This window comes from Paenibacillus sp. NPDC057967, from assembly GCF_042887015.1.
GTDB lineage: Bacteria > Bacillota > Bacilli > Paenibacillales > Paenibacillaceae > Pristimantibacillus.
This window is the reverse complement of the sequence record NZ_JBHVQB010000008.1, coordinates 312,209-332,871: the sequence shown is the minus strand read 5'-3', so window position 1 is coordinate 332,871 and position 20,663 is coordinate 312,209. Positions and strand designations below refer to the sequence as shown.

The window sequence follows — 20,663 nt, the reverse complement described above, 5'->3', positions numbered from 1 at the left end:
TGAGATTAATCGAAGTAGTACTCAACGATAGGTCTGTATCCAACCTTACTGGAAGTGGTATTTGTTCCTAGCGTACTCCAATATTTATTATCATAGATTCCTTTACCTCTTGTCGTCCTGCCTGAACCTGAGGACTCGAAGCCGCCGCCACTAGTAAACCCCGTCTGAACAGTGTCCTGCGTCCATTCGGCGTCGATGCTATTGAAGCGCCAAACCGTCTCGCCGTCATCGGTGTCTGGTCTATTAAACTCACTTTTCCCTAAGTATTTATCCCACTCGTTATTGGACGGGAAGATGCCAAGACCTGCGTCCTTATTTGTAGGGTGGCCGTTTTTGTCAATGTAAGCCCTGCCGCCATTCATTAACCTCAACCACATTCTGGCTGGCTCTCTATACATCTTAAGCTCGTTAATCCCAGTGTTTGAGTTGTGTCCGTCATTACTAAGAATGTTGATACGATATCGCTTGTATTCTGTATTGTTCAGGAACACGTACTCACGTTCCTCGGTTGGTTTCCACCCTGCATACGAGTTGGAATCCAATACAACCCACCCCGAGCCGTCCCAGGCCTCAAACGTCCATTCCCGTGGCATTATTGTATTGTTGCTAGTTGGTGCTCTAAGCGAATACTTTTGAATCTTAATGGGTTTAGGGAACTCGTACTCCAACCAGCCAGTCCTCTGCCCGTTTTGTGTCATCCACCCATTCCCGTCATCTTTTCCATTAAAGGCAAAGTAGGCATCAACGTTGGCGTTGGTTATACTACTAGCTGAAGCCTTTCCGTATGGGTGAATATTCGACACCATTACTGGGTTATCGTTAGCCGTAAACATCGTTCCGTGAACGTAATTGGAGGCATTCAGATTAAGCCAGCTAATGCCATGCTGTATGGGTCTATCTGCAACGAGAACGCCTTCAGCTACTTTAATGAAGTAGAAGAACCCGTAAGGGACTACAGGCGTTTCAATAGGTATCTCCGTTTCCACGTCATCTGAACCTAGTCGATAGAAAGCGCCCGCTGTGTTTGCGCTCATTGCCCTGTATCCGCAAGGTATAAAATCTCCCACCTTCATCTCCGCTATTGAATACCGAAGAACGCCGCCAGTCCGTGGATAGTTAGTGGTAGCATCTAAGTACCCCTTATCATCTATGTCAATCGCATCAAGAACGAAGCTTTTGGCTTGGTTGTTAACGACTCGCACTGTGTATTTACCGTAAGGCATATTTACTTTCTCAAACAAAAAGGCTTGGTAAACCTGCGCCAACGTAAATGTCAAATCAATCGTATGAACCTTAATATCATCTATGAATACGTCTACGCTAGTAGAGTCCTGTGCGAATCCGATAGCCCCCATTAATCTAAAGGAGCTTCCAACAAAATCAAAATTGAACCCACTCCCTACAGTCAGGGATTGTGTTCTACCTCCGTTGTAATAGGAGACGTTAGAGCCGTAAGTCATGTTAACGTACTTAATGGCAGGGTCAGTGTCGTCATACCTGCGCCACCCATCCTCTGGTACAGTTAACATCGAGCCTACAATAGCCTTAAAGTACCCTTCCGAGTCTATGTCGATGGCTTCAAAGGTAAAATCCGGATTGTTCCTTCCATTAGCAAGCTTTTTAATCTCGACAGTGTGTTCAGTATCATCCAATCCCGTCTTTTCATACACCAGAACCTGATAGCTAGTGATGAAGGCTTGGGTGAGATACTCCGTTTCACCATCAATAGTGATCTGGATATCGTTTGAGGATGTTGCAACGCAGGTCGATATTAATCTAAGCTTTGTCCCTTTGAACACAAAATTAAGGGTATCTGTTAGGTTCGCATTGGATGATCGTCTATGAGAGCCACTATAGTAATTTGCATTTTTAACGGTCGTCCAGCCTGCCCCTCTATAAGACAGGTAAGGGTTCAAACTGTCGACCCTTTGCCAATCGTCTTGCGGAGACGTGAGCACATCACCAATAACCCGTATGGGAATCGGTAACATAGTACCCGCTTCCTCAAGATCAATCGCGTCGATGTGCATGTGTGTCCCGCTAGTCTTAAAAATCATCACGGTATGCTCCGTGAAATCAAGCCCAGTCTTCTCATAAACCAGAGAAAACGATTGATAGTCTTTACCGTAGTTTATTGAGAAGTTTTCTACGATATCTCCATCAATTCTAATCTCCACGTTTTTATCGTAGGCTGAATGTGTTTCAGCAATCAGTCGGAACTTGCTCCCCACAAACTTAAATACCATGTAGTTTCTGTTGGTAGTAGTGTAGTAGACAGAGCCGTTTGTGAAAAATCTAGTCGCAGTATTGTTTGTCAAAGCCCAAGTACCTCTTCTAGCGGTACAGTTGTCCGCATCGTAGCGAACCCAACCTGCGTCTGGTGTCGGCAGTACTTGACCTAATATGTCCCTACTCATTAGTTGTCCATCAGAGTCGATATCAATAGCGTCTATAAACAGTTGAGCGTTTCCAAAGGATATCTCTACAAGGTGCTCACCGTCTCTGAGGCCATACTTCTCATAGACCACTACTTGAGCTTGTGCAGACCCGTACTCGCTAAACGTCTCCGTAACCCCGTCTATTTTGATTCGACCGCTTGTCGTCTTGTTAGTAAGCAAGTAACCAATAAGCCTGATCTTCGTCCCTTTGAACTTGAAGATCAGCTTGGCATCGAGGTCTGTACTGTAAGTTCCCGTATTTTCATAGAGTCCCGCCGTAGTGTCGTTTACCCACGTCCCGATATAGTTGAGTACTGGGGCTTTATCATCGTATCTGCGCCACCCATCTTCTGGTTCTGTTAGTGAGGACCCTACAGTCACCCATTCTCGCAGATAACCTTCGGCATCTATGTCAACGGCATCAATTTGAAAATTGTATCCGTTTGGAATACTCGACGGAAGTAAAATCTCTACTGTATGTTCTCCATCAGACAACCCTAACTTCTCGTAAACAAGAGCAACTCTGAAATTAGCAGAGGAGTTTTGTGAAAAGTACTCAGTGACTCCATCGATCCTAATTTCCATATTTGTAATTTTATTAGTCCATATGGGTGAGATAATCCGCATACGTGTACCAGTAAATTTGAAAGCCACTTTGCCATTAGGTGTGCTAGAGTATTTAGCAGAACCTTTATTATAGGCTGCGTGACTCTCACTTACCCATGTCCCTGTATAGGTAATGGCTATATCATTATCGTCAATCCTTTTCCACCCGTCTTCCGGCTCTGGTAAAGGACTGCCGATACTTGGGATAATACTCCCCGTCTCGTCAATGTCGATGGCATCGAGGTACATGTGATCCCCACTTGTCTTAGTAATTCTGACAAAATGAGTCTTCTCTTCGAGACCATCAATTTCAAAGATAGTCTGCAAAGCCCTGACTATACCATCATCACTTTTCTGAGATACTGTATAAGTGTCATCGTCAACTTGAACACGGACTGCCCCGTCATTTTTCGAGTAGGTTTCGGTTATTAGTTTTAATTTAGTTCCTTTAAATAGAAACTCATAATACGCACCGTTTTCCTTAGTAAAATACAAGCTACCTCCGATGAAATACTGTGCGCCAGCGTCATTTGCTACAACCCAAGTCCCACTCCTAAATACAAGTGGGCTATCTGCGTCGTATCGTCTCCAGCTTGGGGAGGGCGATGGATGAAAAACGTCAGGGTTACTTAGGATTTCCCCACCGTCATTAATATCAATCGCATCTATTCTGAGCTTATTGGTGCGGTTTGTGATCCTAACATCATGCACTTTGTCGTCTAACCCTACCTTTTCATATACAAGGCATTGGAGTACGTTGTTTCCAAAATTGGTGTAGGTTGCAGGCACTCCGTCTATCGCTATCTCTGTGTTATCGTCTCCGTCCGACCATAAAGCAGAAACAATTCTAATACTTGTTCCTTTGAACTTGAACCAAACAGAACCTCCCTCAGAGTCACAGACCATCTGAGTTCCACTAGAGAGACCTGCAAAATTCTCAGGTCTCCATATCCCTTTGTATGCGATGCCTTGGTATCTGTCCTCGTACCTCTTCCATCCTACTTCCGGCGAAGTCAGCGGCTCTCCAATAGTTGCCATGAATGGTTGCCTCCTTCTTATCATAACGGGTCTGCTTTGGCGTAAATGTTGAAGTCCCCGCCCACCATCGTATCCTCCTGAGTCACTACCCTAATATAGAACTGAGACTGTTCGTCGCTAGCAAACGTCCCATTAAACCTCAGAACATGCTCTGGAATAAATGGGCTATTGAACTGGCTAAGTTCGATATCGGTGTTTTCTGGGAAATCCGCAGGTGTGACGAATACCCGAAGGTTTGTCACCTCAAACCCAGCCAAGTTTTGGACAAACAGCTTCTGTGGGTTAGATGCCTGACCCGCGGTCAAAGTGCCAAAGTCCAGCAACTTGAAAATCTGATCGTACCCGTCAGAATAGTACCGACCATTACCTGCCGTACCATCATGAAAACCGATTACTGGCCTCATCAGGTACTGCAATGTTATTTTAGGTCGCCTAGTCACGTCGGCATAATTTGGAGAAGCGAAGTAGAAAGAACCGTACCCCGTAGTACTTGTGTATCCGAAAGCAACTCCATTGAAGTTAGAAGGATTTTCTTGAACCATTTTCCCTATATCAATGCTCTTAAACCCAAGAGAAGTACTGACATTTGCGTACACACTTCCCGCCGATGGTTGTGTGGCAGGTGTCCACGGGTTGTTGATGTGGTGAGCAGTAATACCGCCAGCACCGTTCCCAAAACTGACAAGGTATAGTTCAAGGGTTGCGCTGTTTATGACTATTCCACCGTTAGAGAGACTTACCCTCATTTCCTCAAAAAACTTAGGCTGGATAGCGCAATACCTGTAAAAAGGGTTATCGCCTGTACTTGTCCACTGTGCACCCATAGTGGTCTGTGTAGTGCTGTTGTATGCGTTCCTGCTGAACACATAAAAGCTGGCATAATCCTGTGCGACCAAGCTAGGGTCAATTACGATAGGGTAGACCGCTTCCTGCATAAATATCTCATCTGTCACCCGCACAGTTAGGGTCTCATACTCCCCGTCATTTCCCAGTTCGTACAGTACTCCATAACTACGCCTACCTTCCGCATCTTCCAAGTAGGGTGTGTCTATTACCCAAAGCGTTTTTCCGTCTATTATGCTAACAACAGATAGATCATCCTCCTCATTTTTGACAAGAGATACTCCACCCGACTTGATAGTAAAAACAAACTCTCTTATATTAGTCGATCTATTTATCCAAATATTTTCTTTCACCAACTCAGGAAAAACTACATATTCAACATCTACGCCTTCAAAACATTCCACAAACCTGTGAGTATTCTCGATGGTTGATGTTTCTTTAGGCGTAGCACCCTTGAGTTTGAAATTAATCCACTTCTCCCCTCCCTCGTCCGTTACACTGTAAAGGTGGAAATTATCAGATGTAACATCACCGAAGTAGGTCTTGAACACACCAGCCATGACACCTTCCGTGAACTCCCAGCCTTTCACCTCAACTATCCTAGTGTCCACTTCAAGCCAAGTCTTACCGTCTTCTGCAAGGTAATGCACAGGATAAGAAAAGTATTCCGTTTGGTACTTTCCGCTACCAAGGCTATACGTCTTGGATGTAGCTGTACGCTTTTCAATGACTTCTTGCATGACTTTCCCTCCTTACCTGAACTCCCAGGAAATAGTACCGCCTACTTCTTCGTCAATGACGCACATTGACGCTTCTTCCATTTCGTTTTAGCTCTAAGCGCCCGTTCAGTTCCTCACTTGCGGTCCTTGTGCCTCTGTCCTCGGGCGTCTGGCGAAGTCAGTGAATCTCCAAAAGTTTACACAGGTGGTTATTTCCCTCTTATCATAACGGGTCTGCTTTTGCGTAGATGTTGAAGTCTCCGCCTACCATCGTATCTTCCTGCGTAACGATTCGGACGTAGAACGCTGCTTCCGCTTCGTCAACATATGTCCCATTAAACCTCAGAGCTTGCTCTGGAATGAACGGACTATTGAACTGACTGAGTTCTATTCCGGTCCTTTCCGGAAACTCTGATGGTGGGACGAATACCTGAAGGTTTGTCACCTCAAACCCAGCTAAGTTCTTAACGAATACTCGAACTGGAGCTGATGTTTGCCCCGCCACAAGAGTGCCGAAGTCAAGTAGTTTGAAGATGTTGTCATATCCGTCCGAGTAGTAATCCGTACCGACACCCGTCCCATCGTGGAAGCCTATCACAGGCTTTAGAAGATATTGGATAACCAGCATAGGTCGTAATGTCGTGTTGTCGTGGGTCGGAGAAGCGAACAAAGCACGGGTATAACCATCACCCGCTACCATCCTTAAACCGTGGAAGTCCGCAGTAACAAACGGCTTTACATCTATTCTGTGCCACTTCCCCGTTGCGCCAGGTGTTTTTACCTGAGCGACCCATGTAGCATTAGCAGTAGATGGAGCAGAGCCATTATTCCAATGACTAGATATGGTATAGAAAACAGCCCCGCCGTTACCGAATCTAACATCGTTTGGAGGTGTCGTGTTTGTGCAGTATAAGTCGATGTAGGCATTGACCAACTTAACACCTCTTGCAAGGTCTTTCTTAAGCTGATCGAAAGCTGTGTAGTAGAACGAAGAGGTGTACGAGTATCCGTCAGCACTTGCCCCCATCATCCCAGCACCTGCTCTCTCACTACTTTGGTAAAACTTAAATCCCGTAGCATCCCCAATAACGACGGACGGATCAATAGCTACAGGGTAAATAGCATCCCGCAGGAAATCTTCATCCGTAACCGCAACCCTCAGTGTTGGGAACTCTCCGTCATGGTCAATCTCATACATTACGCCGTAGCTGACGTTGCCCTCCGCATCCTCCATGTAAGGCTGTGCGATAGACCATAGTAGCTTCCCGTCTTCTGAGTCCTTGATGACCAGTTCACCGTCAACTTTGCAGACTTCTGTACCTCCTGTCTTAACTGTAAAAAGAAACTCTCTCGTAGTAGTCATTCTATCTAGCCAAATCGTTTCTTTCACAGAATCAGGTAGAACATCATAGGAAACGTCTACCCCATCGAAACAGTCCACGAATCTGTATGAATTGCCGCTAATCTCTGAACAACTTGGTTTGGCATTTTTTAATTTGAAGTTAATCCAGCGCTCTCCGCCACCATCCTTAAACTCAACACTGTAAAGGTGGGAGTTATCAGAGGACTGGTCTCCGAAGTATGTTCTGAAGAAATTGGCTTTGACTCCCTCCGTGAACTCCCAGTCAGAGATTCCAACTACGTTTGTGTCCACTTCAAGCCAAGTCTTACCGTCTTCCGCAAGGTAATGCACAGGATAAGAAAAGTATTCCGTCTGGTACTTTCCGCTACCCAAGCTATACGTCTTGGAAGTGGCAGTACGCTTTTCAATGACCTCTTGCATGACTTTCCCTCCTTACCTGAGCTCCCATGAGATTGTGCCGCCCACGTCTTTTGTCAATGGCGCGTCAATCACATCGACGCTTCTCCCATTACGTTTTATCTCTAAGCGCCCGTTCAGCTCCTCGCTTGCGACCAGCGTCAGCTCAAGCCTAGTCAAGCGGTTATTCGGAATCTGGCAAATGGCTTTGAGGTGAAAGTCTACTCCATCTATGTTAAGCTTTACTTTATATCCAAAATTGAATTGAGTGATTGCTGTTTGTCCAGAGCCTGGTTCGGTAGGGTTGAATAAGAACTCCGCATCCTTGTATGTGATAATATCGTTGTACATCATCGCCCGCCCAGTAAGCTGGTAAGTCTTATCATCTGTGACATACGAAACCTCAAGCATTTGACCAAGAATCTTAAAGACTCCACCGTACACTTCAAAAAACATGGATGCTCCATTACCCACCAGACCAAACCTCAGAAGATTCTTGCGGTCGATTTTGTAGTAATTGTTTTCTTCTTGCGTCTTGTAATCGAACTCAGATAGGCACGTGCCGTCCAAGTACTCCGCCACCCATACAAAAGACTGCTTTACTGGTGACGCAATATCGTGATTTCCAAACATTGAATATACCCCCATTGTATTGGTTGAAAAATACCCCACTTTTCAGTGGGGTATGTTTATTACGTAAACTGGTAAGCCACACGGGTAAGGAATGTAAAGTTACCTGCCGTTGCTGTTGCCGGTACGTTGGCCTGGAGCGTTACTTTAGCGTAGTTAGTAACAGCGCCCAAAGAGCCATCATTAGCTGTCCCTTTGATTCGACCTGCACCTGCCGCCCCACCAGCCTGTACTAGCTTCACTATCGTGCCACCGACTGGCGTAAAAGTCGTCTCGTTTAGGGAGTCTACACGTGCTTCAATCCACTTGTTGACGACTACCTCGCCCGTATTACCTCCTAGTACGTCCTTGGTTGTAATAGTGCAGTTCGTCATATCTGACAGATCTGTCCCTTTGCCCTTGTTGTTCCAAATAAGAAATGTGGTAGATCGGGATACGCCTCCTGCGTCAACGACACCAATTGGCCACTCTGTCTCTTGTTTAGTGTTAGTAACGTCAAACCATTGAACCCACGGTGATGCCATATGAGTTACCCTCCTTTGTTGAATGCTATACACAATATAAGTTGGCAAGGAGGTGACTTAACAAAATAGGAGTAAACGCAAAAAGACCCCTTTCGGGGTCTCCTCGTTACAAGACACTCTTATAGCTGATATCTAGCACGTCAGGCGTTCCTTCATTTACCTGCAAAGTATCAGGGGCGAAGTTAATTCCTGTGTAGTTCCCACTACCATCCTCGATATTCTCGTAATGAATCTCAGGTGACTGGAGCTGTCCGTTGATGTGGACATACATCGTGTCTTTTCGTGCAACACCCTTCTTCAGCATGTACTCTGTCTCGCCGCCCAAGGCTTCGTAAATCTCCCTCGTAGATTCAGCGTCAACCCTGTCGATTGTTCCCTCAGCATCCGCAAGTCGGCTTGCAAGGTTGATGAGAACCGCTTGAACGGTAATACCTGTGTAATTGGGGTCAGTGATTACACCAACTAACCCTGCGCCCTTGCTTGCAGAGGTGCTTACCAAGTCGTTACGAATAGCTGTGTCTGCATCCGTTCGATCCTGAACCTCGTTGGCAATTTGTTGCACGATAGGAGTCATGAGGTTAGCATTTCCATCGTTGTCTAATGAACCAGACCCGCCGTACAAGTCTTTCATCAGCTGAATAAGGTTCATGTATGCCTTGGCATCTGTCGCCCCTTCTACGAACCCTGCGCCGCTCTTAATGATTGCATCCACTGGGATAACCGATAGGTTGGTACGAACTACGAAGCGGTAGTCGATGTTATCAGCACCTGCGTCGAACGTATAAGGTTGCTCAACCCCATCTACCAAGCTGTAAAACTTCAGCGTATAAGCTCCCGCCGATTCTTCCAGTCTACCGTAAACAACATCGGAATCCTCGTCACCGATTGGAGAGTCCGTCCCCGCAAGGCGAATCTGAACCTTCTCAGTGAGAACTACACCTTCCACATTAGTAGCCGTAGACACTGGTCTGACTCCAACATCAGTCGTAACCACTAAATGGTCAGCCCCTGCCACTTCCTGATCATTGACCTGAATAAACACATCAATTTTAGTGTCTTCCAGAATATCGCGGTGAGCTGCATAGTCGATATCAATATAGCTTTCGCTGATTTTATTGGCTTCATCGAAGTGCTGGTTACGCATGATCTTATTACTGAACTGCTCACCACGCAGTCTAGCAATCCCTCTTGTTCCTGCCATATTTAGTCACCTCTCCTTTCATTTCTTACTTTTCATTATAGGAATACAGTCCTATGTAATCACATGGTCGCTGTAATCACAGTACCCTTATGACTAACTGTACAGTCAATCCTTCAATGCCTTCCCCTACCGACTCAATAACAAGTCTGTAGTGGTCATCCTCGTTCACTTCAGTATCAGCAACCGTATGAGGGGAGTTACTCGTATCGCTTGACCTTTCCCCGCCGTCAATGACTAGGTTGGTCTGTAGGATGTTTGTCCACGAAGGAGTAGTTGTAAATTCTTGATGGGAGCATTTCTCAATGCTGATTTCTGTATCGTCTATTCCCTCTACTTCACAGTCGGCATGAATTGCTGTTATGACTCCCTTGTACGGAAACCTCAATCCAACCTTAACCTTACCCGCCCTTACTTTGCTGACGACGAACACCATCGTTTTACTTTCTGCCCGCCGCTCTATAGAATCAAGGCGCGTATCAAGATCAGGGTGCGGTGAGTCGGAGTCCCCGTACTTCCTAGCCTTAATGATTTCTACCTCGAGTCTCTTAAGCAGGTCGTTATCTATTGCACCAGGGCCACCACCTGAGTTTTGCTTCTCAAGGTATTCTAGCTTCCAAATACGAATATGGATTTCATCGTTCAGGGATAGCTGAGCCTCTGTTCCCGCAAGTGAAGGGTCACTGTAATCGTCTGGATAACTACCCAAGTCGAGCCGAATGGTTCGATCATCTATCTCTTCGTACCCACCACCTGAAAGGAGGTGCTGTCCGTTGAAATGAACCTCTAACTGTCCAATACCTGGTACATAGGTGTAAGGATCAAGATAAATGTATAAGCCGTTACCGCCGACTAGGTATTGTTGGTCAACGATAATTTCAAGATCGTCCCAGTACATCATCCTTTCGTTTTTGCCGTAACGCTTAATCGTCATTTTTGTGCCTGCCACGCTCCCACCTCCTTACAAGTGATTTATATCTAAAATGAAATGAATTGGCTTTATTCCGAAGTGATCATTTTTCTTCTCGACCTTCATCCAGAATTTCAAATGGCTTGCTGGCGGTACTTCAGGGAGTTCGAGGAATGGTGAAAAGTTCATTAACGGCGCATCTGCTCCATCATCCTCACACAATTCGACCCACTCATAGCCAAACATATCCAAATATTGAAGAATACCTATCTTCACCTGAAATGCTGGTTTTGTATTCGATGGGTTAACCAATTCCATCTGAACCAGTATGGCATTGTCGTACATTGTCCCTAAGTACGTATCCCCTGTTACGTTGAGTTCTTTTCCCTTCCAGTGGACTTGTAACTCCGAACCATACAGGAATGAGTCCCCGCCATAAATATCAAAAGCACCTAGGCTAGATACCAGGTTACCGTTGGTATCGTAAACTCTCAGAATTCCGTTGTAAGGCATAGTAGGGACGGTAATTTCCACACCTGTCCAATTCTTCTCCACAGTGGCAGAAGCTACCGAGTCTCCACCTGGGTCGCATAGATATACGGTAAACCCTTCAGGTAAATTACCCACAGTCAACTTATCGCTCTTACAAAGAACCATCCTGTCTACTTTCATTGGAACGTAGCTGCTAACGTCTTTGTTTTTCAAGACTACCCCAAGCTTGCTTGCCACTAGAGAGTCGGTATCAAACAGTTCCCAACCACTACCACGGTCAGCGTAAAACGTCCACCTGTTTCCTTTACGGAGCGCTCTCCACTTACTATACTCGCGTATTGCAGTGTCCATACTTTCTAGGAACTCTATTCGTGACTCCCCGTCCTTCCATACAACAATGCCGCCCTCATCTCCGTACTCTGTAGGAATGTAGTCTGCGGTCACTTCCAGCAACAGATTAAACTCGTTGTCGGGTATGTCGAAGAGCATGAGGTTATCGTCCTCTGTGTGGTTTAGGATGAACTGCCCTGAGCTTGTATCCAAGTAACCTGTATTCGTAGGGGAAAGGGTATAACGGGAGTGGACACCCCCGTTATCAAACCCGTCATCGAACAAAAGTCCGCTTGACCTCTTATATACACCCAACTATCTCACCTACCTCGTCTTCTTCCAGTTCCAGATGCTCCAAGAAGCAATCTTACCGATAATCAACCAGAGACGAGACTTCTTGCTTTCAGGATGCGTAATCATCTTACCTTCCTCTGCTTCCGCAATCTCTGTCTCAATTACTCTGTGACGACTGCCGTTCTCGCCTTCTTCGATGGTTGTTTCGATAGCTTCTTTTATGCGACTGGACTCGCTGGATTCTATGATATCAGTATCATGTACGATTCGTTTTCGCTCTGCATCGGCAGACTCTTCAATGGCTGTCTCCACTTGAACACGCTTCCTGCTAGAGTCAGTGTCTTCTTGGATTGTCGTTTCCAGAGTCTTTCTTTGGCGGAGGGCTTCTGATAGATCCTCAACATCTGCCCCGCCAGTAGACACTACACTGTCTGCTTCAATCGTGGTTTCTACTTCGCCACCGTTGACCGACAGGACATTATCCGCATCAATTCCCTGATGGGTAATTGCATTAAGTACTGTTTCGCTCTGCCCTGCCTCTGTTTCAGTCATGACTGCTGGCATGATTACATCTCCAATATAAGTAGAACCGTCCTCATGTTTAACAGAGTCAAGTACGGTCTCGCCTTTGCTTACGTCCCCACGGTCGATAACAACATCGTTTACATGAACTGATTCAGCAACCTCAGTCTGGTGGAAGATACTATCTTGCTCAGGAGCAAGAACATCCCCCCGCCCAATCTCATGAAGGATAGCATCATGGTTAGGTGCTTCAACGTTGGCGTAACGAGTTTCTTCTGATGTAGCATCAAAGTTAGAAGAGGAATAGGCAAGCGTGTCTCCGTGAGTAACGTATTCGAAGTCCCTGTCCTTGTAGAAAGCTGTTTCCGTTTCCTGACCAACAGCTTCGTACTCCGTGATGTGTTTCGCCCTCGTACTGTCATTCTCGTTCTGGTACGTGAAGATATCTCTGTACTGGGCAACTTCCGTCTCATGTACAACGTAGTCATTGAACCTATCGTGATACTCACCGACTTCAGTAACATGTCGGTCAGACCTGATATCTGTCAACCCAGTTTCAGCGACCTCAGTCTCCTGTAAAACACCGTCCCCGAAGATCGTGTTTGTGGCATATTCAGGATTGTGTCGTTCTGCAAGCTTACTATTAGCTTGAGCGATAGCCTTACCGATATCGTGAATAAAAGCCTGATTACCTGCTCCGGTCATTTCTCCGTATTCTGGAAGGTAAGTTACGCCTACAAACGGTGATTGTGTCTCAGCGCGTTCAGGGACATTCTCTATAGCTTCTACTCTGCCGCTAGGCTCTGCTACTTCTGTGGTGAACCTCATACCCTGCCTGTCGCCGCTAGGCTCTGCCACTTCTGTGGTGTACCTCACACCCTGCATGTCGCCGCTAGGCTCTGCCACTTCTGTCCCGTGTTCCACAGCGTCCATTCTGTTTCCGCCGGATGCCCTTTGCACTTCTTCAAGAACGGAATCTCTAATCATGGAAACCGTTGCTTCTGATAGGTCTCCTTGAGATGCATTCATGACGATTTCCTCGATACCTGACTCGATGTACTCAAATACCTTAGAGCCGTACATAATTTCCATCAATCTTGCTACCTTAGTTACTTCAGGGTCACTGGCCACGGTATGCTTGATATTCTCAGCCAATCCTATAGTATCTACATAACCGCCCGCATCCGAATGACTCTCTGCTGCTTGGTAGTCGTTAAGTTCAGCATCAACAGCACTATCCATGCCTACATCTGTAAGCTCCATTAGTTCAGCCAATCCAGCAGTATACGTAGGAGCTTCCGTTAGGTCTTCTGGTCTGCTTGCTTCGGCGTCTCTGCCCGTAACGGATCTAAAGGATTCAAGAACGACCTCACTTTCGGAAGTCATGGACTCCCCTGCTGTGAAATCCTGAATGATTGCTTCTTTTATATCCCCTGTTACATTAGGAGTATTGGAGAACTCTTCGATTTCGCCGTCCACCGTCTCATGCAATCGTCTGGTGTGCGAGAACCTGACAACCTCTGTTCCTCCCTGAAAGGTTTCGTCTTTGTAACCTCCTGTGAAGTCTTCAACTTCTGCCGCAAACTCCTTACTCATGTTGAGAGTGTCACTAAGAGCTTCTACATCTTGGGAAACCTTCTGCCGCTCGTTCGCTAAAATCTCCTTGATCGGTGCAAATGACTCTGATACAACTTTCTCTGAATGAGCAAAGTCCTCTACTTCCCACATGTCCAAAACATCATAGACATATTTTGTTGAAGATAAAGCCTGTACGCCCACGTCTTTCATCTTCTCATCCACGATGATCTGCTCTTCCAGGCTGACTTTTATCGCAACGTCACTGCTGTTAGTGAATTCCGTGTACTCGGCATCTAAGGTATCTTTCCGTTTAAAGTCAGCACCGCTTTCAATGAGGGCATTAGCAGTGTCGATCATGTTTACTTTAAAATGCTCACCGAACTCAGCAATAGGTGCTTTCTGCGTACTAGATTCTCCACTCAATAATCCATGTATATCATTGAGGTAGTTGACCACCGTTGCCAATACGGTCTCAACCTCTATTCCTTCAGGTTCGTATGCAAGATCAGCCCTGTATGTTTGACCGAAAGTCCCAGTGGCAGTGCTTGATACTTTACCTGCACTCTTCATGGTATCCTCTATGAAAGCCCTGTATGTACTAATGATAGGGGCAGTCAAGTGATACTGATTATTTATGTCAACTAAGTAGTTCAATCCTACTACCAGTTCATAGCCCTTTTCAGAAAAAAGGGCGGTGATACTGAGAAGGTAAGATTTTTTACCGTTCAGCATTTCACCGCCTACCCCCTAACTTATTAGATTAGCTACCACGTCTATTGGTTCTTGATTAAGGTTTCTTTAAGGATACCCAATCCGATTGGCGCGAACGGAGACATGTTAGCCAACGTTAACGGGCTTACAGGAGTATCAGCCAGTGTGTAGCGATACATCTGCTTGTAGTCATATGTCGCAATGACTTCTTCGCCCGCCGCAGGAATTTTTCCAGATACGAACGTAATCGCCTTAGTCTCAAGTTCGATCGTGTAGTCCGTACCGTAAACCATCTCCACGCAATCCACTTTCACCTTGAGATTGAAAGGCGTACCATCGTCCTTAATAGAAGGTCTGTGGGACAGGTGGAATGTTGCTTTAACTCCGTCACCTTTACCCAAGTCTTCGTTCTCAGCAGTCTCTACGACCTCCAACTCATCAAGCTGGGAGATGTTCTTCGGATGAACAGCGTAGCATTCGTCTAGCTTTCCTACGAATCCATCGTTCGGATGAACAATGTACATAGGGGAAATGTGGTACTTACCACTATAGACGGAAGGGTTGAATCTAGCTTCACCCGCGTCCACTAGCTTGTCATGCGAGATGAATGCAAGGTAATGGCTTTGGTAGTATGTGCCGCCAATGGACTGCTGAAGCTGTACGGAGCTGTTGCCGTTAGATGTGTTGTTACCATAATCCACGTACAGCGCTCCAAGCTTCATGTCTGCCTTCCACTTAACCTCATCCTTGGTTCGACAGCCAGACATAATCAGATTGTTCTTTCGTGGCTCTTTGCCAAGAGTCGTTAGACGCCCGATGTATAGAGGGGCGTAGTAGGTGTTCTCTGGCCCTGGGGTTGGGTCAGGTCGGAGGAACATGACGATGCGGTCTTTATTGATATTGCCCCAGTAGTACATCGTGGAGTCCCGTTGCCAGCCCCGTGAGAAGTCATCCATTGGCGTAAAGGAGATTGCCGTAGGTAATGACGGATACAGGTAGTAAAGCGCTGTGTATGTTGCGTTCAGCAGTGCAGTGCTGTCATCAGGGTCAAATGATTTCACCGCAATATCTCCGTAGTCGAGTGTGCCTGTTCCTGTCGGGTTAAGTACCTTAATGTAGCTCACATTCAATTCCGAACCCGGTAAAGGAGCGATACCAGTGAACGTAATCGTGTTGGATGAGTAATCTACGGTGTAGGTATTCTCCAATGCCTGTATTTTATTGACGTACAGGGTTACTGTCCCTTCCTTTATTGTAGCCGTGGTAGGGATTGGGAAAATCTTACGTGTTCCGTCACCGTCAGGTAAAATAGATTCAGGGTCTCCGATATATACTGAACCGCTCATACCTTGTACAATTTTCTCGCCTCGCACATCATCAAAAGTGAAGAAGTACATTCTCTTTGGTGGTCGTGGAGCAATCTGAGCAGGTTCATAGGAAACCGTGTATTTATCAGTAGGGACAATATCCTCCTGCATGAGAACCTGACCCTTGAACTCATCAATCGTATAGCTTGACTCTGGTACAATTACACCGTTCTTGTAGATAATCACAGTGTCTTTCTTGACAGGGAATACTCTGAACTGTAAGCCCTTAGTCGTGCTGATTTGTGAAAGCTGTCCGAGAACGGAGTTCTGAGAGATAAAATCAGCTTCGCCAAGGTTGGCGTTAGCTTTAGTTCCGTATCCGTACACCATTCCGAAGTTTCTTACCTGACCGTCACTACCCCTCGAACGGAAGAGACGAACGTCTGCGAACTTGGTGTTCTTGTATACGGAACGATATTTAATAAATGTATTCCATCCGTTCTGGTTGAACAGTTTCTCAAGTTCTAACGGAAGTTCTTGAATGTTAGAATCACTATCGAACCACATATATCTATCACCTCTTGTTTAGATTACCTGCCGCCCAACGGGCGGCATGGTTGTTACGGGGATGGTGATGGCGCAATCTCAATGCCTTCCTCATTCACCGTGTTTACGTACAGTCCGATACCTGCTGGTCTATATTGAGTGGCAGGTTTTTTGGTAAATGGCGATATGCCTTCAACCAAAAAGTAACGGAAAACATCGTATTCATTCGGACAAAGTTCCTTACGGACACGGAGCTTATTCGCATTGAAAGACAATGCGGACAATGCAATCGTGCCTTGAAGTGACCCCCGAACACCTTCCTCTGGATGAATCAGGTACACCTTAGAAGTGTGTACTTTCTGGCTGTACCTTGAAGGGTTGAACGAGTACTTGTACAACGGATTCTCCGCCCCGTTCCACGCCCTTGGGTAGTCCTTTCCGTCCTTACTTCTCTCTGGCGTAATAGCGTTCGGTGGAGCGTTCCACGACAGATAGTACGCTTGATAGCGTGAGCCGAGCTTAGAACGGCTCATCATTACGCTGTCAAGTCCGTTAGCAGGGTGTTTAGGGTAGCTTTTCAACAACGGTAGAATACTAGGAAGCCTAGTCGTATTGTCGAAGTCGTACTTTGCAATCTTGTCAATGTTATCCTCTCGAGGAACAGAACCTACGAACATCGCATAAGCTTCGTCCCCATCTTCAATAGGATCAATCTTTCCGAAGTATAGAGGAATAGACGGCACAAGGTTTCCTTCAGGTGCTGGTACGTTATCAGATTGGATAATCAGGAACAGGTTTGTCCCCGTCATATGTCCTTTTATGGACAGTTCCGAGTCGTACCACCAGTTCGTAAATTGCGCAGGTGCTGATAGTTGGGAAGAGTAATAATTATCCAGAAGGTTTGTCCGAAGCCCCGCCGTCATGATTGGAGACTGCATTCTGTCAAGCTTCGCATCCGTAATCGTATAAGTCCCTGTAGGAGAGCCTTCAGTCTTCCACTCGGCTTTCTCAGCTTCGATATCCAAAGCTGCCCTGAGTTGGGCATCCGCTTCACTACCGTCCCACATGAGAACGATGTCGGGGTTATTCTCGATAAGACCAGAAGTCTTCTCAATCATGTACATATAGAGAGTATGGGGAGCACGAAAGCTCCTGAACTGGTTAGTAGCCCAGTCTGCGAACTCTTGTGCAGGAATGACTTTAGGGTCTTTATTGATAGCCCTCATAGCCCCAATAGTCATTTCCCAAGTACCCGCAATCGCTACCCCGAACATTTTGCCTTCAGTATTCTTATAGATAAAATGCTCTGCTACTGTGTTCCGAACCGTAGTCGTGCTTATTGTCACTCCGTTTGGCTTTGTCCATCTGGCGTCAAAGATTACTTTCTTGACGTTTGCGGCTACCTTCCATCCTTGCGTTGCAAGTAACTCACCAAGTCTTACTTGCAAATCTGCTTCAGTCACCTTTGGGGTAAAGGAAGCAGGTGTTGTGTCGATGAATGCCATTTATATAACACCCCTTCTATTATGGTTATATGGGAAGCCCCGTCATTAGACCGGGCAGTTTACCGTATATTGCCACGCAGTTCCGGACTGAGATGAAGTCATAATGACTTTAATCTGAGTCACGCCCCCTACGGGACTGTAATGAAACCTGAGTGAACCAGTACCAGAAACCTCTGCGTTCGTACTAGCCAGTAGCTGGTTCTGGTAGTACACATCCATTCGGTCAGGGGCATACATCATGTTGTAAGAGATGATTACGTTCCCTGCCTTACTTCCCATTTCATGGTTTTTCTCTGTCCTAATACCGCCGCCTGAGTCGTTAGATAACCCGCATTGCAATGTGTTAGGAGGTGGCGGTGGAGGTGGCGGCGGTGGAGGTACAGGCTTGGCTTTCACCGTAACAACCGCTACTGCTGTTCCCCTCTGTCCCAACTCGTTCCATACCGTAAACTTAACTGTGAACGTACCAACGTTGTTGAACGTATAAGCGGCTCTGTCCACGTCATAGCTTCCTTTGTTCACACTGCTTACTATCTCCCACTTGTAGTTGGTGATAGGTGAATGCTTACTGTACATAGATGTAAACGCCACTGAACTTCCTTCTTCTACCACAGAACTCACAGGGTCGATAGAAACGATCAACGGCGGCGGTTCAGGAGGTGGCGGAGGAATATTAGGTAGCGTGTACCCCGCCTTCAAGATTCCGATAGCGGCAGGTCTATATGCCGTAGCAGGTCGTGTAGTTAGCGGAGATATTCCTTCTACTAAATAGTAGGAGTAGACTTCATACTTGTTTTCGTCATCACAATAATCTCTGACAGCCTTTAGCTCGTCACCATTCATTATAGTTAGGGGCGAGGTCAAAATAACGTTTCTCAGTGTTCCGAACGCGCCATCTTCAGGATGTATGACTAGGGCACGTGACGAATGCGCCTTGCCGCTGTACCTTGACGGACTAAATTGGTACTTGTACGAATCACTCTCTGAGTTTTTCCAAGCCCTTGGATGCTTATGTCGGTCAGCGCTCTGACGTGCTGGCGGCATAATGTTGGATGGGACGTTCCACGATAAATAGTGAGCCTGATATCTAGCTCCGTATTTATTACGCTTGACCATAATTGAATCCACCCCATTACTTGGGTAATGCGGGTAATCCTTCAGGATAGGGAAAACTATCTCTTGTTTGAGTCCTACATCGTCATAATCGAACTCTGCCGACCTCTTCAGTGATTGCTCTAAGGTATCCCTGTCCCTGCTATACGCTGTCCCTGAGAAAAGTGCAGAAGGAGTACCATCAGCGTTTTTTGCCGTCTGGATAACTACTTCAAGGAACATCCTGGCGGCAACTGGCGTGTATCCACTTACCCCATCCCCACTAACAGCCTCAATTGTGACAGAGTTCTTTCCTTCGATTTCAGTGATAGGAAATTGTCCCATATACTGTGCATCGTTCCTGTCATTTGTCGGCTCTTCCGCCCTCGCCGTGACGAACTGTTTGATCTCCTGCCCAGCAATCTTCAGCACTACCTTCTCGTCAGGCATGTCGCCATCCGTGTCGCCCATCAGCCAAACCCTTACATATGAGCCATCGTTGACCATTGGCTTACTAGAGATCAATGTAGACGTTCTCGTAGTCCTTCTTGAGAAGTCAAACGTGATATCCCTTTTTACGACCTCTTCTGGCGAACCACTAACATCAAAGTCCCCCATATAAAGTGGTATGGCAGGAACGGCGTTGCTGTCCCATATAGGCGCGGTATCTGCTAAGATGATTAGCATGACTGACCTTCCGTCTACGAATCCTTTGATGAACACTTTACTGTCTTCCCACCAGTTCGTGTACTTCACATCAATTCCAGCAAACTTCTCTATATGCTCAAGCTGCGGTATTCTTGTACGTGCCGCCACAATCGGTGACTGGTACATCTGAGGGAACTTGTCCGTCACTTTGAATTGCAGAGCGTTAGTATCATTGTCCAACCCCCACATGCTTGTCTGGACCTCGACATCCAAAGACAGCCTTCTCAGCTCTGAGACATTATCCCAACCTACTAGCTGCTTCCCATTTCCTATCCACTTTTCGAGCTGGTAGAAATGTAGGGTGTGTCTCTCATATAGGTTATCGTCGCTGGCTTTCTGGATCGCCCATGAAAATATGCCGCTATCTTGTGGGGTCAACTGAGTACCGTAGTCAGCATCTTTATGATAGATAGCAAAGGGGACTTTACAGTGTGTAGCAATAAGCTGATCCGATACTTTGGCCGCCATAGCCATACCAAAAATATGACCAGAGATGTTCTTCACAACAATGTGCTTGGACACGTGGAAGTCGAAAACCTCATCTGCCTGAAGTACACTGTAGAATATCGCTACTTGACCAGAGACCCCTTCTTCAAATCTAATCGTCGTCGTCCCATTATTATTCTTTATTTCTTTGTAGTAGGACGTCGGCATAATCTCTCCGTCAAGGTAGATGTAATAGTCATCGTAAAGAACCTTTGGAATATCGACTTCTGGATTAGATAGGGGCAGATAGAGCCGCTTAATGGTTGGCTTTGTAAGCTTGTTGTGGTAAGTCACTCTAGTAAACTCTGCTACCTTAGTCCATCCGTTATTGATTAAGATGCCTGCAAGACCTTCCAGTAAGTACTCTTCATTAAGCATGGTGTCTAACCATGGGGTTGGTTGGTATGCGGAATCTGACATATTTTCA

At 46.1% G+C, this 20,663-nt stretch carries 12 protein-coding genes; all 12 read right to left on the bottom strand.

All coding sequences use genetic code 11. The annotated features are described in order from the left end of the window. Positions 1-5: 5 nt before the first annotated feature. The 12 genes from ACFVSO_RS21830 to ACFVSO_RS21775 all read right to left on the bottom strand — a co-directional run bounded on the left by ACFVSO_RS21830 (position 6) and on the right by ACFVSO_RS21775 (position 20,656). Positions 6-4,082, bottom strand: a complete 4,077-nt coding sequence (locus tag ACFVSO_RS21830; protein WP_387477493.1) for a hypothetical protein — start codon at positions 4,080-4,082, stop codon at positions 6-8. A gap of 20 nt (positions 4,083-4,102) precedes the next feature. Further along, positions 4,103-5,665: a hypothetical protein gene (locus ACFVSO_RS21825; RefSeq protein ID WP_387477491.1), complete on the bottom strand. Its 1,563-nt coding sequence runs from the start codon at positions 5,663-5,665 to the stop codon at positions 4,103-4,105. A gap of 202 nt (positions 5,666-5,867) precedes the next feature. After that, on the bottom strand, positions 5,868-7,427 hold the full coding sequence (locus ACFVSO_RS21820) for a hypothetical protein (protein WP_387477489.1): 1,560 nt from the start codon (positions 7,425-7,427) through the stop codon (positions 5,868-5,870). A 12-nt stretch (positions 7,428-7,439) separates the two neighbouring features. Next, entirely contained in the window at positions 7,440-8,036 is a 597-nt protein-coding gene (locus ACFVSO_RS21815; RefSeq protein WP_387477486.1) for a hypothetical protein, read from the bottom strand. 59 nt (positions 8,037-8,095) lie between these two features. Continuing rightward, positions 8,096-8,557 (bottom strand): hypothetical protein, encoded by a 462-nt coding sequence (locus ACFVSO_RS21810; protein ID WP_387477484.1) that lies wholly within the window; start codon positions 8,555-8,557, stop codon positions 8,096-8,098. 106 nt (positions 8,558-8,663) lie between these two features. Beyond that, a complete protein-coding gene (locus ACFVSO_RS21805; RefSeq protein WP_387477482.1) occupies positions 8,664-9,758 on the bottom strand; it encodes a hypothetical protein in 1,095 nt (364 codons plus the stop codon). 76 nt (positions 9,759-9,834) lie between these two features. Beyond that, the gene (locus ACFVSO_RS21800) at positions 9,835-10,704 is read right to left on the bottom strand and encodes a hypothetical protein (RefSeq protein WP_387477480.1); all 870 of its coding nucleotides are present in this window, start codon (positions 10,702-10,704) and stop codon (positions 9,835-9,837) included. Positions 10,705-10,716: 12 nt separating this feature from the next. Continuing rightward, positions 10,717-11,772 carry a cell adhesion protein gene (locus ACFVSO_RS21795; RefSeq protein WP_387477478.1) on the bottom strand — a complete coding sequence of 352 codons (1,056 nt, stop codon included), beginning with the start codon at positions 11,770-11,772 and terminating at the stop codon, positions 10,717-10,719. 39 nt (positions 11,773-11,811) lie between these two features. Then, complete coding sequence (locus tag ACFVSO_RS21790; protein ID WP_387477475.1) at positions 11,812-14,613, bottom strand: hypothetical protein; 2,802 nt, start codon at positions 14,611-14,613, stop codon at positions 11,812-11,814. A 41-nt stretch (positions 14,614-14,654) separates the two neighbouring features. Beyond that, positions 14,655-16,466: a hypothetical protein gene (locus ACFVSO_RS21785; protein ID WP_387477473.1), complete on the bottom strand. Its 1,812-nt coding sequence runs from the start codon at positions 16,464-16,466 to the stop codon at positions 14,655-14,657. A gap of 53 nt (positions 16,467-16,519) precedes the next feature. Continuing rightward, on the bottom strand, positions 16,520-17,950 hold the full coding sequence (locus ACFVSO_RS21780) for a hypothetical protein (protein WP_387477471.1): 1,431 nt from the start codon (positions 17,948-17,950) through the stop codon (positions 16,520-16,522). A 45-nt stretch (positions 17,951-17,995) separates the two neighbouring features. After that, positions 17,996-20,656, bottom strand: a complete 2,661-nt coding sequence (locus ACFVSO_RS21775; RefSeq protein WP_387477469.1) for a PKD domain-containing protein — start codon at positions 20,654-20,656, stop codon at positions 17,996-17,998. Positions 20,657-20,663: the final 7 nt, after the last annotated feature.